Here is a 14245-nt window from a genome sequence, read left to right as displayed (position 1 = left end):
TATGAAAAAAATAAAATATTATATTTTACCATTAACTTTAATGCTTTTTTTCGGGTTCTATTCCTGTAATGATACTTATGAGTTTCATGAAAAATACATTCAAGATGGTGAGATTATTTATGCAACCAAGGTAGATTCTTTAACTACACTTGCAGGAGATGGCAGAATTAAAATTTCCGGATATTTAACAAAAGGTTTCACCATTGAAGAAATTACGGTGTTTTGGGATAAAGGCGAAAACAGCCAAACTTTTCCTTATACAAAGTCTCAAAACGATACGGATTTAATCGACTTGATTGTAACCGGATTAGAGGAAAAATCATATGAATTTGATGTGTATTCAAAAGATGCAGATGGGAATCAATCTGTAAAAGTTACTGTATTTGGAACGGTTTACGGAGAAACGTACCGATCCAATTTAGAAGCTAGAGGTTTAAATGCTTTTACTTATAATAGTGATGGAAGCGCAACAGTAAGTTTAAAACCAAGTAGTGATTTAACAAGATCTACCGAAATTAAATTTACAAATTTAAGCGGCGACGAAGTTGTTGTATCTGTACCACAGGAGGAGTCTGAAGGTGTTTTAGAGCAAGTAGACCGTACAGCACCAATTACGTATAGAACTTTCTATGTGCCAACAGCAGCCGATGAAGATGGAAATGAAACAACCATTGATGAATTTGGTTCAGATTGGAAAACCTACGAGTTTCCAAATAACATCGCAGCCATTTTAGCAAGCTTTACATTCGATCCGAATTCAGGTGGTATTGTAGCATATTGGGAAAACTCAGAAAACGCTTTAATGACTTTTGAATTTATTAACACCGATAAGCAAGATAATGAGGTAAGCAACACGGTAACCTCGTCTGAGTCTTTGGGTACCTATACGTTTTCAGGGATGAAAAGTGAAGAGCAGGAAATTCAAATTGTAGTTTCAGATATTTATGGAAATTCGCAATCCATGTCTTTCACCGTAACACCATTGGCAGCAGCCGGTAAAGGTAGTTGGACTATAGTTGATTTTTCAACTGAAGAAGCTGGTGGCGAAGGTCCCGTTAATGGTTATGCTACTGCGGTAATTGATGGTGACTTATCCACTTTTTGGCATTCAAAATGGACCGGTAGTGGTTCGTCTTACCCACACCACTTTACCTTCGATATGGGAGCCGAGAAACAAATTACTGGGTTTGAGATTTTTAGAAGAAGCGGAAGAACAGGTGCCGCTACAGAACACGAATTTTGGGTAAGTAACGATAATGTAAACTTTACACAAGTAGCTACACTTAGCGCTGATTTAAATTCTGATAATGGTTTTACAGCCAATACAGCAAATGTAGTTACAGCTAGATATGTTAGATATGTAGCAGCTTCAGGGCCTAACAATTTTACATACTTAGCCGAAATTAATGTGATAGAACTTTTAGATTATGCAGACTACTCAATTGTAGACTTTTCAACAGAAGAGGCTGGTGGCGAAGGTCCAGTAAATGGATATGCTACGGCATTAATTGATGGCGATACAGCAACTTTTTGGCATTCACAATGGACAGGTAGTGGTTCGTCTTACCCACATCATGTTACTGTTGATTTAGGTTCAGAAAGAAGTATTGGTGGTTTCGAAATCTTCAGGAGAAGTGGAAGAACTGGTGCAGCCGAAGTACATGAATTTTGGGTAAGTAGTGATAATGTAACCTTTACCCAGGTAGCAACGCTAAATGCAATATTAGATTCTGATGCTGGCTATTTAGTTCATACTACAGCTGTAACAAGTGCTAGATATGTAAGATATGTAGCAGTCTCAGGGCCAAACAATTTTACTTATTTATCAGAAATGAATGTTTTTGGTCTAGTAAATTAAAATGTCATATTAAACCTAAGGGGCTTTTTCTTAAAGCCCCTTATTTTTTAGTACCTGTATTATTGATACTTAAGCAAGGTAATCAGCAATACGTAACTTTCATTTTTTTATTGGTCTGTTGTTGTTTTTTACAACTGCCAACAAAGTCTTTTTTATAAATCTTCCATAATGAAAAATTTATTTCAAATTTTAACCACCCTAGGTTTGTTCGTTTTTATGCACTACAGTGTCTATGCTCAAATTAAGGTGACGCCTTATGATGAGTTACCAGGTGTAAATTCCATTAATAAACCTAGCTATAGCGAAAGCTTTCCTGATTGGGCAAAAATGCTCTATCAGTATCCTGCTAATTTTAATGAAATAGAAGAAGGTTATCAAGAACACTTTAAGCAATATGGCAAGCAAAAAAGTGCCATTATACGATACTATAAAATTTGGAGAAGAGTCGTTGGAAATTATGCCGATGAAAAAGGGTTTATTCACCATTTAGAGTCTAAAAATTACTGGTCAAAACTATCAAAACTAAACAAACAAAATAAAAAATTAGTAGACCCTTCAAACTCAAATTGGACTTTCTTAGGACCAAAAAACACATTTTGGCTTAATGAAGATAATAGTCCCACGGCAAAACCCGTAGCACCTTGGCAGGTTAATGTTTATGCTTTTGATGTTTTTTCTGAAAACCATAATATTTTATATGCAGGTACCGAAACAGGTTATATGAATAAATCCGTTGATGGCGGATTAAACTGGACCTTGTTAACTCCCAACTATGTGTTTTCGGGAGGTATTGGAGCAGTTACAGTCCATCCAACAAATGCTAATGTTGTGTATGTTTCGGCAGGAAATCAATTGCATAAAACATTTGATGGAGGAAATACCTGGGCGCCGCTATTACAAAATAGCCTTCAATTTTTTTCAAATCATATTATAATAGATCCCAATAATGCTAATAAATTATTTGTTTCGACTAACAAGGGCATTTATTTATCAACAGATGCAGGTAATACATGGACACAAAAAACCACAAGGGAAACTTATGATATTGAGTTTAAGCCCGATAATAGCAACACAATATATGCTATAGCTAAAGCTAGTAATGGCAACTTTGAAATTTTACAATCGATAGATGGCGGTAATAATTTTTCTGTGGTTTCTGGGTTTCCAGCCATATCAGATTCCAGTGGTGCTTTAATTGCAGTAACCAAAGCCAACCCCAATGTATTGTTAACCAATATGCTTAGTTTAAATAATACACCTCAAATTTATCGAGGCACTACAAACGGAGGTAACTGGACTTGGGCCAAGGTAATAGATTGCAATACCAATGCTTTTCCATACAACAATGGTCAAGGATATTACGATTTAGTTTTAGAAATATCACCTACCAACGAAAATCAGTTTATGGTTGGTACCACAACCTTATTCAAAACAAATAACGGAGGTAACAGTTTTGATGCCATTGGCGGTTATTTTGGTCGATTTTCAATTCACCCAGACATTCAAGACATGAAATGGTTTGATAATGGTTCCGTATGGTTGGCTACCGATGGTGGAACAAGCTTTTCTACTGATGCTTTTGAAACCGATTTTCAGCCTAGAATAAATGGTTTGGTAGGATCGGATATGTGGGGATTTGACCAAGGATGGAATGAAGACATTGTTGTTGGCGGTAGATATCACAACGGAAACACGGCAATGGCCGATTTTTACAATAATAAGGCGTTGCGAATGGGAGGTGCGGAGTCTGCAACAGGATGGGTTATTCATGGAAAAAGTAGGCATGTTGCTTTTAATGACTTAGGTGGTGGTTGGATTTTACCTAGTACGGCAGAATCTGTTTACGAAGGTAAGTTTAGTTTCTCAAAATACCCTAATATGTTGGAGTATGGCGGTAGTAGAGGGAATTTAATTCACCATCCTAATTATTTTGAAATGCTCTTTTTGGGTGAAGGCAATAGCTTTTGGAAAAGTACGGATATGGGCGAAAGCTTTGAGGCATTACATACGTTTAGTGGTGAAGTAATGGATGTGCAAATGAGCGTGTCGAACCCAAATGTTATATATGCCGATGTTAAAGGCTATGGATTGTATAAAAGTGAAGACCAAGGGGTTACTTGGGCTTATAAACCGTCATTGAGTAACAACGCTAATGGCGGAGATAAAATGAAAGGAAGGACTAATATCGCTATTTCACTATATGACGAAAACACTGTGTACGCTTGCTATTCTAATGGAACTTGGACGGCAGATAAAGGACAGGTTTTCAAATCTACAGATGGTGGAGAAACCTGGTCTAACTGGTCTGGTACTGTAAATAGCCATACCAAAAACTTGGTAATACAACCATCCAATACAGGTGAAGATTTAATTTATCTGTTTACTACAAGTAAAAATGGTGAAAAATCTCAGTGCTATTACAGAAAAGAATCAATGACAGATTGGGAACCTTTTGGAAATAACTATCCTGAAAATTTTGCGGTTAATACGGCTATTCCCTTTTATAGAGATGCTAAATTAAGACTTGCCGGTGGAGGCGGAGTTTGGGAAACCCCCTTACAAGAGCAAGATTTTATTCCAATAATTAACCCATGGGTAGAAAATATATCGAATAAATGTATGGACGATGTCTTGCATTTTGATGATCACTCCATATTAAACCATGCAGGTGCTAGTTGGAAATGGGAGATAACCCCTGCACCGGTTTATATAAGCGATGCTAATATTAGAAACCCTGAAGTAATTTTGGGTAACCCGGGATCTTATACGGTTAAGTTAACAGTAACACAAAATGGCGTTGATTATGTAAAGGAAATTCCAAATATGGTTACCACAACAACCTGTCCGTCTATTACCGATTGTAACAATCCTGCCGAACTACCAAAAAACGAGTGGTCGTTAATATACGCTGATAGTGAAGAGGTTAATTACCCTGGATTAGCAACTATGGCTTTTGATGGCGATGCATCAACCATTTGGCATACCCGATGGAGCACAGGTAGCGACCCATATCCTCACGAGATTCAAATCGATTTGGGCAATTCTTATAACATCAGTGAATTTATATATACGCCAAGGGTTGATGGCCAAAACGGAAGAATAAAAGATTACGAGCTTTACTTTAGTTATGATAAAACCAATTGGGGCACTGCAGCGCACACCGGAACTTTCGAAAATACAAACGCTAAACAAACCATAACTTTTAATACACCATTAAAAGGGCGTTATATGAGATTGGTAGCTCTATCAGAAGTTAACGGAGCCGCATGGGCATCGGCTGCGGAGTTAACCGTAGTTGGTTGTTTAAGCGATAATTGTCCAGGAGTAGATAACCCAGATCAAGCCGATTTTGATGGCGATGGCATAGGAGATGCTTGTGATGATGACGATGACAACGACGGGGTTTTGGATGTAGATGACGAATGCCCTGAAACACCCTTAAATGAAAACGTAAACGATAAAGGCTGTAGCTTATTTGAATTACCTGCTAGCAATTTTATAATACAAACTATTGGAGAAACTTGCAGAAATAGCGACAACGGTAAAATTGTGGTAACGGCTACCGAAAACCATAATTATATAATAACCTTAACAGGAAATGGAAATACGGAGACATTTGATTTTACCGATACCATTGAATTAAACAACCTGCAGTCCGGCACTTACAAGGTATGTATTACGGTTAAAGACATTCCGGAAACCGAATTTAAAAGATGCTACGATATTGTAATTACAGAGCCTTCGGATTTGGCTGTGTTGTCTAGGGTTAGTGCCGATAAAAAATCGGTTTCATTAAACTTGGCCAACGGTACAAACTACACGATTAATTTAAACGGTACCATTACAAATACCACAGAGTCTTTAATTACTTTAAAGCTGGCCCATGGAATGAATACGCTTCGAATTGGTACCGATAAAGAATGTCAAGGTATATATGAGAAATCCATTTTAGTTTCAGAAAATGTTATTGCTTATCCTAATCCTTTTACCGATTACCTTCAAATTAATATTGGAGATAATACCTCGAAAATGGTATCCGTAAAAGTATATTCTACAACTGGAAAACTTATTCAATCCAGGTATTTACCTGTCCGTTACAATACCGTTGTAATAGACGGTAGGCGTTTTAAAAACGGCACCTATTTGGTAAAAATAGAAACAGCATCTGGTCCGTCGAATGTAAAAATCGTAAAAAAATGAAACCATTAAATAAGACTTCGTTTAACCAAATAGCAAATACACTGTTTTTGTTCGTTTTCTGTATAATTTCGGCTTGTAGCTCAGGTGATGGTGGCGACGCACCAATAGACCCTATAGAAGATGTTAAAGATCCAACCGCGGCCACACTCGTGTTTCCCGCCGCAAATAGCGAATGCACCGAGGGCACAATAAATACAGCAACAGAGAGCACTATTACGTTTAAATGGAATGCAAGCAAGTATACCGATAGTTACAATTTGCAATTAAAGGACTTAAATACGGGAACTGTTACCAGCTATTCGACTTCAGAAAACAGTTATGCTGTAAAATTAAAAAGAGGCAATCCGTATTCTTGGTTTATCGTGTCCAGATCAAACAAAACTTCAAAAACGGGCACAAGTGCAACTTGGAAATTTTTTAATGCTGGCGAAGGTGTGTCATCGTATGCACCATTTCCTGCAGAAGCAGTCCGCCCTGTTTTAGGTGCGAATGTAACTAGTGGCGATATCACTTTAGAATGGACAACAAGTGATGTGGATAACGATATTGAAAGTTACAACGTAAACTTTGGCGAGGTAAACCCACCAACAGAATTTAAAACGGAAATCACCGGAACAACTTTAAATAATGTGACAATTGAAGCCAATAAAACGTATTACTGGAGTGTCACAACAAAAGACAGTCAAGGTAATATCTCTTACTCCGAGGTGTTTAGTTTTACGGGAATTTAAAAAATAAAATAAAAAATGAAAAAAAATATAATTACACTGTTCTGTTTTATAATAGTTGGCTGGGTTACGGCACAGGAGGCAACAAACCAAAAAAATATTTTAATAGAATCTAATACCATTGTAGGCGTATGGCAACAAATGTTTGTTAAAATTAACGACAGTGGAGAGAAGGAAATGTTTAAGTCCGGAAATTACAAAGTTATAAATTCTGATGGAACCTATTTCACATTCGTTACGTGGGGAGCAAAACAAATGGTTAAAAATGGTAAATCAATAATTGAGCAAAATGTAACTGATGTAGGTCACTATGGAGTTTATAAAAACCTTACAGATAGTTCTTTTATCGAACAAATAATTAAGCATGGCGTTAATACTAAAATGAGCGGAACAGCTTCTCAGATAAACTATAAGCTATTGGATATTAACACTGTTATTATGGAATATAAAAATGGAGATCGATGGATTCCAGAGATGTGGCGCCGTGTTGTTTTACCAAATCAATAGTTTTTGAATAAATAAGATTTCAAAAACAGGATATAAGCCAGAATTTAATAATGTACAAATTTTTATAAGGATGAAACAATTAATAAGTAACTTCTTCTTTTTAACTGTTATAGGTGTTATTTCAGTTTTCGGACAAACTAATAGTGACACAACAATAATTATTTTAAATAAAAAAATTAAACCTACACGCACTGAAATTATTACGCCCATTCATAAAACAGCTTTTAAAACTAATAACGGTGATGAATGTAAAGAACGCAATCAAGGCGGAAACCCTAGAAAAGTATCGGGTTATTTGGCATTTGATGGATCGATGGACGGGAACAGGCAGGTCGATCCGCAAATAGCAGTGGGCGGTGGTTACGTATTGCACGGGACAAACAGCGGACTAATAATTTATGATAAAAAAGGAAATTTTATACAGGGTGTCTCGCAATCGTGCTTTAATAACGGCATAGACCCAAAACTTTTTTTCGATCCACATAATAAAATTTTTGGTTTCAATTTATGGAATCCGTGGGATAAGGAAAAAAAGAAACCCGTAAACATTTCAATATCGGAAACCAAAGATCCAACGGGAGCTTGGAACACTTACCCTGTGCCAGCGCCAAACGGTGTTGATGGTGGAGGTATTAGTTATAGCAGAAAATGGATTGGATACTCGTTTCCGGGAGGAGAAGAGCGCACTTTTGTTTTAAAAATGGAAGATGCAAAATCCGGAAAACCCGCAACCGTTTATCATTTTCCCGGTAGTTTAGGACATCCGGTAGCAACTCAAGATAAAACCGATGCGCTGTACTTTTTTGAAATAACAGGCGGTGGTGCCTTTGTAATAAAACGCATCGTGGAAGCCCAAGATGGTTCCCCGATTTGCGAGGTGGTTGCCAAAACACCAAAGCGATTGGATAATTTTGGATGGCCACCAAAATCACCTCAAAAAAACACCAGCCAATTAACCTCTTCTGGCGACAGAAATCCAAAGAATTTAGTGTTGCAAAATGGTTTTATTTGGTTTTCGCATACCATAAATATTAACGATAGGGCAGCGGTTCAATGGCATCAAGTAAAAACTGATGGAACCCTGGTGCAAACGGGTTTAATTAGTAGCGAAACCTCTAATTACATACAAACAACAATAGCCGTTAACAAGAAAAATGATGTGCTTGTGGGCTTTCAAGAAACAAACGAAAACATGTTTATAAGCCCAAGATTGGCATTCCGAAAAGCAAAAGATACTAAAGGGACTTTACGGGAAATTATAAGTTTAGGAGAAGGAAAAGGGTTTACCGATGGTGTCTCGTGGGGCGATTATAGCGGAAGCATCATTGATGGTGATAACCTAAAGGATTTGTGGACCATACAAAGTATAACTGATGAAAACGGAAAAGGCGATACCGTTATAGCTAAAATTCCATTCTAAAATGAAAAACGTAAAAAATGAAAATAGCATGCAAAAGAGGCTTATAATGTCCCTATTTTTTATTCATTTATTTGCTTCTTCGTGTTTAGGTCCTAATAATTTTACAACGGTTAAAAATACCGAATATGAAGTAAATAATTTAACCACCACCATACCAATTGCTGGTAATAGTTGGATTGTTAACGATTTGGATAAAAACGAAAACATTTCAAATGAAGGCTTAAATAATTGGATGGATTTTGACGATGTTATTCGAACCTATTTTCATACAAGTCAAACAGGTAAAATAAGTGTAGGGTTACATATTAAAACGTGGCAAGGTGCATCTGTAATTAAGGTCACTGTTGGTGATGAAACCAAGGAAATTGAAATCTCAAATACAACATATAAAGATGTTTACGTTGGCGAGTTTACAATGGCATCGGCAGGGTATCACCATATTGATGTTCAAGCTGTTTCTAAAGAGGGAACGCAAATTGGAAATCTTAAAAACATAAAAGTTGGCGGGCCATTGGCTGAAAATTTAACTTTTATTAAGGATGAGTCTAATTTTTATTTTGGCAGGCGAGGGCCGTCGGTACATTTAATATACCAAGAACCTGCTGGTACAGATATTACTTGGTTTTATAACGAAATTACCGTGCCAGAGGGTAACGATGTTATAGGGTCTTATTATATGGCCAATGGTTTTTCCAATGGATATTTTGGTATGCAAGTGAATTCGGAAACCGAACGACGTGTCTTGTTTTCGGTTTGGAGTGCTTTTGATACTCAAGACCCGAATCTAATTCCCGATGAATATAAAGTAATAGCCTTAGGCCATGGTAGCGGCGTACATGTTGGCGAGTTTGGGAACGAAGGTTCTGGCGCCCAAAGCTACATGAAGTTTAATTGGAAACCAGAAGCGACGTATAAATTTTTATTAAAAGGCGAGTCTAAAGTAAAAAACACCATCGATTATACAGCATATTTTTATGCGCCTGAGGTAGGCGACTGGAAACTTATTGCAAGTTTTAGAAAACCCAAAACAAATGAAAGACATATAACCAGAACATATTCGTTTTTAGAAAATTTTACGCCTAATACCGGTTATATAGAAAGAGAGGTTAATTTTAACAACCAATGGATTTATGATACCCAAGGGAATTGGACCGAACTTACTTCGGCTAAATACTCTGCCGATGCAACAGCCCGAAATGGTGTGAGACTTGATTACGACGGAGGTTCAAAAGGGCATAGTTTTTATCTAAGAAACTGTGGATTTTTTAGCGATAACAAAACTTTTGATGTAAGTTTTTCGAGATTAGCCAATAAAATTCCCCCAATAATTGATTTTTCAAAGTTAGAATATCCTAAACAACCATAAAAACCAATTCTTTTTTTAGTTTTCAGTTTTATCTTTTTTCTTGCCACTCATCATAAAATTGATAAGGATGCCTATCAAAGTTAAACATACCAGCCCGAAAATAGCAATCATTATTACGCCGTTGGTCCAGTTGTAAAGTGAAATAGTTTGAGTTATCATAATTAAAATTTTAAACAAATGTAATACTATACATGTTCTGTAAACATGATTTTTGTCAGATAATAACGTTCGTTTTTAAAATTACAAAAAAGATTCAATACCTGTTTTAATGGATTTGTTTTTTGTTTAAAATAAATAGATGGTATTTTTACAAACCAAGGTTGTAACTTTGCAGTGTATTTAATGAATAAAAATATGAACCACAAAGCAGGTTTTGTAAATATAATTGGCAACCCAAATGTGGGAAAGTCTACCTTGATGAATGCCTTTATTGGCGAGAAGCTATCGATTATCACATCCAAAGCGCAAACCACACGCCACCGGATATTGGGTATTGTAAACGGCGATGATTTCCAGGTATTATTTAGCGATACGCCCGGAATTATAAAACCCGCTTACGAGTTGCAGGAATCTATGATGGGCTTTGTTAAATCGGCTTTTGAAGATGCCGATATTTTACTTTACATGGTCGAAATTGGCGAGCAGGAATTAAAAGACGAGGCGTTTTTTAAGAAAATTAAAAACTCAAAAATCCCCGTTTTATTACTGTTAAATAAAATTGACAAAAGCGACCAGCAACAACTGGAAACACAAGTACAGCTTTGGTCGGAAAAGGTGCCCAATGCCGAGATTTTTCCTATTTCGGCTTTAGAAGGTTTCAATGTAAAAGAAGTGTTTAACCGTATTGTGGAGTTGCTTCCGGAATCGCCCGCGTTTTATCCAAAAGACCAATTAACAGATAAACCAGAGCGTTTTTTTATAAACGAATCCATTCGCGAAAAAATCTTGATGCATTACAAAAAGGAAATACCTTATGCGGTTGAAATTGAAACCGAGGAATTTTTTGAAGAAGAAAACATTATTCGTATCCGTTCTGTCATTATGGTAGAACGCGAAACCCAAAAAGGCATTATTATTGGGCATAAAGGTTCGGCTTTAAAACGAGTTGGGGTTGAAGCCAGAAAGGATTTAGAAAAATTCTTTGGCAAACAAATCCATTTGGAATTGTATGTAAAAGTGAATAAAAACTGGCGAAGCAATCAAAACCAATTAAAGCGTTTTGGGTATAATAGTTAAAGAATAGTCTCAAGGTTTTTCAAAAAAAACCATGAAAATCTGTGAAATCAGAGTCTTTTATATTCTTACGGCTTTTGGTCTAGGTCAACCCCGTTTTCTTCTAAAACCCCAACCATAAAATCAAATAAATCGTGTATCTCATATTTGCTCGATGCCTTTCCTATGCTACCAGCAAAATAAAGTGCAAACCAAACAATAACCATTAAAAACATAAGGCTTAATTGTATGGCATAATCGTGTTTTAAATTCCAGTTGGTGTATGCCCAAATTCCAAAAGCAATAAATAAGCCCGCCACCATAAAATGTAAAAACATAAACATGGTCCAAACCGTTGGATTAGGGCCAAACAAACCGTGTAGCGTACTAAAATTGTTGTCGGCCTCATTTATTTCCAAATGCAATTGTGGCGACCAAAACTGTTGTTTTTGTTTGGGTAATTTAATAAACACGTGGTCGTCAATCCTACTAATAATAAACTCTTTTTGTGCGGTTTTAGCATCTTCAAAAGCCTTTAAAAGCGTTTCGTTATTTTGATTTAATTCCATTTTAAATCGCGGACGTAAAACAACCTCATTGGTAACTGGCATACTTCATTTTTAATTTTAGAAAAGTAACATTTTTTATTTAAATTATAAATCGTTTTTAATCTTTACTTAAAAACCGTGTTGCATTGGGTATATTTCCTATTTTTGCAAAATATTTCAAAAGAGATATAAAATTCAGTCTTAGACTGTTATAGAAGTAAAAAGCATGAGTAATATAGTAGCCATAGTAGGTCGTCCCAATGTAGGGAAATCAACGTTTTTTAATCGTTTAATTCAGCGGCGAGAAGCCATTGTAGATGCCACAAGTGGCGTAACCAGAGATCGCCATTACGGTAAAAGTGATTGGAACGGTAAGGAGTTTTCGCTTATCGATACGGGTGGTTATGTTTTGGGAAGCGATGATGTTTTTGAAGCTGAAATTGATAAACAAGTAGAGCTGGCCATTGACGAAGCCGATGCCATTATTTTTATGGTTGATGTTGAATCGGGCGTAACCGGAATGGATGAAGACGTTGCCAAATTATTGCGTAAAGTTAATAAGCCTGTTTTTTTAGTTGTCAATAAGGTTGATAATGCCAAACGGTCTGAAGATGCCGTAGAGTTTTACGCCTTAGGTTTGGGCGATTATTACACCATTGCCAGTATTAATGGAAGTGGAACGGGCGAACTTTTGGATGCATTGGTTGAAGCATTACCGGAAAATGAGGACAAGGTAGAAGAAACCTTGCCCAGATTTGCGGTTGTTGGTCGTCCAAATGCCGGAAAATCATCGTTTATAAATGCTTTAATTGGAGAAGATAGATATATTGTTACCGATATTGCAGGCACCACGCGTGATGCTATCGATACCAAATACAACCGTTTTGGTTTTGAGTTCAATTTGGTTGATACGGCTGGAATCCGCAGAAAATCTAAAGTAAAGGAAGATTTAGAATTTTATTCGGTGATGCGTAGTGTACGTGCCATTGAGCATGCCGATGTGTGTTTGTTGGTTTTAGATGCCACTAGAGGTTTTGACGGACAGGTACAAAATATTTTTTGGTTGGCAGAACGCAACAGAAAAGGTATTGTGGTTTTGGTGAATAAATGGGATTTGGTTGAAAAAGACCATAAATCGATGAAAGAATTCGAGAAATCCATCAGAAAACAAATGGAGCCTTTTACCGATGTGCCTATTGTTTTTATTTCAGCGTTAACAAAACAGCGTATTTTTAAAGCTATCGAAACGGCCGTTGAGGTTTATAAAAACCGTACCAAAAGGATAAAAACCAGTCAGCTAAATGATATATTGTTGCCCATTATAGAAAACTATCCGCCACCGGCTTACAAAGCAAAATTTGTAAAGATTAAATACATTATGCAATTGCCAACACCACAACCGCAATTTGCTTTTTTCTGTAATTTACCTCAGTATGTAAAAGATGCGTATAAGCGTTTTCTTGAAAACAAACTGCGTGAACATTTCGATTTTACGGGCGTTCCTATTAGTGTTTATATGCGGAAAAAGTAGATGCCTAAATTGGTTAGGATAGTGTTACCAACTTCCGCCAGCACCACCTCCGGAAAAGCCACCGCCACCGCCAAATCCGCCAAAACCACCGCCGCTGGAACCGCCGCCAAAACCGCCACCAAAACCACCAGAGCCTCTGCGGTAGTTACCACGGCCCATATTGCTTAATATAATGGCTTCTAAAATATCGCTGGCCGGCGATGATCTGCGCCCTCCATTTCTACCGCCACCGCGTCTGTTATTAGAAATGGAAATAAGAATTATAATAAAGATAAAAACAAGAATAATTATAAAACCAACCGGAAGTCCATTTGTTCTTTTCGATGGTTTTTGGTTGTTTTTATATTCACCGCTTAAAACCTGAAAAATAGCATCAATGCCTTTGTCCAATCCACTATAATAATCATTGCGTTTAAATTCAGGAATAATTATATTTCGTATAATTTCTCCATTTATTCCTGCAGTTAGTTTGTGTTCAACACCGTAACCAGGAGAAATCCATATTTTTCTGTCATCTTTTGCCAATAAAACAAGGATACCGTTGTCTTCTTTTTTTTGGCCAATTCCCCATTTATGACCCCATCGAGGAGCAAGCAATCCAATGTTTTCTCCTTTTGTTGTTGGTATGATTACAATTAAAATTTCAGTAGAAGTAGAATCGTTGTAATGTTTTAATTTATCATATAATAGTTGATATTCTTTGGTGCTTAAGGTTTTTGTACTGTCTATTACAGGCGGAATAAAACTAGGCTTTTTAGGAATGTTATACTGCCCAAAAGAAAGATTGAAAGCACAAAAAAGCATTAAAAAAGTAACGATAAACTTCACTTCTTTTTTTAGTGATGGAATACTTAAAACTGAATATTGCATATTAA

At 36.6% G+C, this 14245-nt stretch carries 11 protein-coding genes; 8 read left to right on the top strand and 3 right to left on the bottom strand.

Features of this window, described 5'->3' with window-relative positions; all coding sequences use genetic code 11:
* Nucleotide 1 precedes the first annotated feature (1 nt).
* The 6 genes from ACN5J7_RS08060 to ACN5J7_RS08035 all read left to right on the top strand — a co-directional run bounded on the left by ACN5J7_RS08060 (nucleotide 2) and on the right by ACN5J7_RS08035 (nucleotide 10079).
* Nucleotides 2-1858: a DUF4998 domain-containing protein gene (locus ACN5J7_RS08060; RefSeq protein WP_311939827.1), complete on the top strand. Its 1857-nt coding sequence runs from the start codon at nucleotides 2-4 to the stop codon at nucleotides 1856-1858.
* Nucleotides 1859-2026: 168 nt separating this feature from the next.
* Complete coding sequence (locus tag ACN5J7_RS08055) at nucleotides 2027-6058, top strand: discoidin domain-containing protein (RefSeq protein ID WP_418603486.1); 4032 nt, start codon at nucleotides 2027-2029, stop codon at nucleotides 6056-6058.
* Entirely contained in the window at nucleotides 6055-6789 is a 735-nt protein-coding gene (locus ACN5J7_RS08050; protein ID WP_418603485.1) for a hypothetical protein, read from the top strand. Before ACN5J7_RS08055 ends, ACN5J7_RS08050 begins: the two co-directional genes overlap by 4 nt.
* Nucleotides 6790-6804: 15 nt before the next feature.
* Complete coding sequence (locus ACN5J7_RS08045) at nucleotides 6805-7293, top strand: DUF4488 domain-containing protein (RefSeq protein WP_311939832.1); 489 nt, start codon at nucleotides 6805-6807, stop codon at nucleotides 7291-7293.
* A 70-nt stretch (nucleotides 7294-7363) separates the two neighbouring features.
* Entirely contained in the window at nucleotides 7364-8713 is a 1350-nt protein-coding gene (locus ACN5J7_RS08040; RefSeq protein WP_311939834.1) for a hypothetical protein, read from the top strand.
* Between the two features lies 1 nt (nucleotide 8714).
* On the top strand, nucleotides 8715-10079 hold the full coding sequence (locus ACN5J7_RS08035) for a DUF3472 domain-containing protein (protein WP_418603484.1): 1365 nt from the start codon (nucleotides 8715-8717) through the stop codon (nucleotides 10077-10079).
* 15 nt (nucleotides 10080-10094) lie between these two features.
* Here the strand turns inward: ACN5J7_RS08035 and ACN5J7_RS08030 are convergent, their stop codons facing one another.
* The gene (locus tag ACN5J7_RS08030) at nucleotides 10095-10238 is read right to left on the bottom strand and encodes a hypothetical protein (protein WP_311939839.1); all 144 of its coding nucleotides are present in this window, start codon (nucleotides 10236-10238) and stop codon (nucleotides 10095-10097) included.
* 195 nt (nucleotides 10239-10433) lie between these two features.
* Between ACN5J7_RS08030 and era the strand changes: the two genes are divergently transcribed.
* Nucleotides 10434-11315, top strand: coding sequence for a GTPase Era (gene era, locus ACN5J7_RS08025; RefSeq protein WP_418603483.1), 882 nt, complete (start codon nucleotides 10434-10436; stop codon nucleotides 11313-11315).
* A 65-nt stretch (nucleotides 11316-11380) separates the two neighbouring features.
* Here era and ACN5J7_RS08020 read toward each other — a convergent pair whose 3' ends face one another.
* Nucleotides 11381-11902 carry a GTP-binding protein gene (locus tag ACN5J7_RS08020; protein WP_418603482.1) on the bottom strand — a complete coding sequence of 174 codons (522 nt, stop codon included), beginning with the start codon at nucleotides 11900-11902 and terminating at the stop codon, nucleotides 11381-11383.
* A gap of 163 nt (nucleotides 11903-12065) precedes the next feature.
* Between ACN5J7_RS08020 and der the strand changes: the two genes are divergently transcribed.
* Nucleotides 12066-13370 carry a ribosome biogenesis GTPase Der gene (gene der / locus ACN5J7_RS08015; protein WP_311939845.1) on the top strand — a complete coding sequence of 435 codons (1305 nt, stop codon included), beginning with the start codon at nucleotides 12066-12068 and terminating at the stop codon, nucleotides 13368-13370.
* A 24-nt stretch (nucleotides 13371-13394) separates the two neighbouring features.
* On the opposite strand, the gene ACN5J7_RS08010 is transcribed toward der, so the two are convergent.
* The gene (locus ACN5J7_RS08010; protein WP_311939847.1) at nucleotides 13395-14240 is read right to left on the bottom strand and encodes a TPM domain-containing protein; all 846 of its coding nucleotides are present in this window, start codon (nucleotides 14238-14240) and stop codon (nucleotides 13395-13397) included.
* Nucleotides 14241-14245: the final 5 nt, after the last annotated feature.

Origin of the sequence: Hwangdonia sp. (assembly GCF_048381975.1) — a bacterium.
Taxonomy (GTDB): Bacteria; Bacteroidota; Bacteroidia; order Flavobacteriales; family Flavobacteriaceae; genus Hwangdonia; species Hwangdonia seohaensis.
The sequence above is the reverse complement of the archived record's forward strand: the minus strand, read 5'-3'. Positions and strand labels throughout refer to the sequence as shown.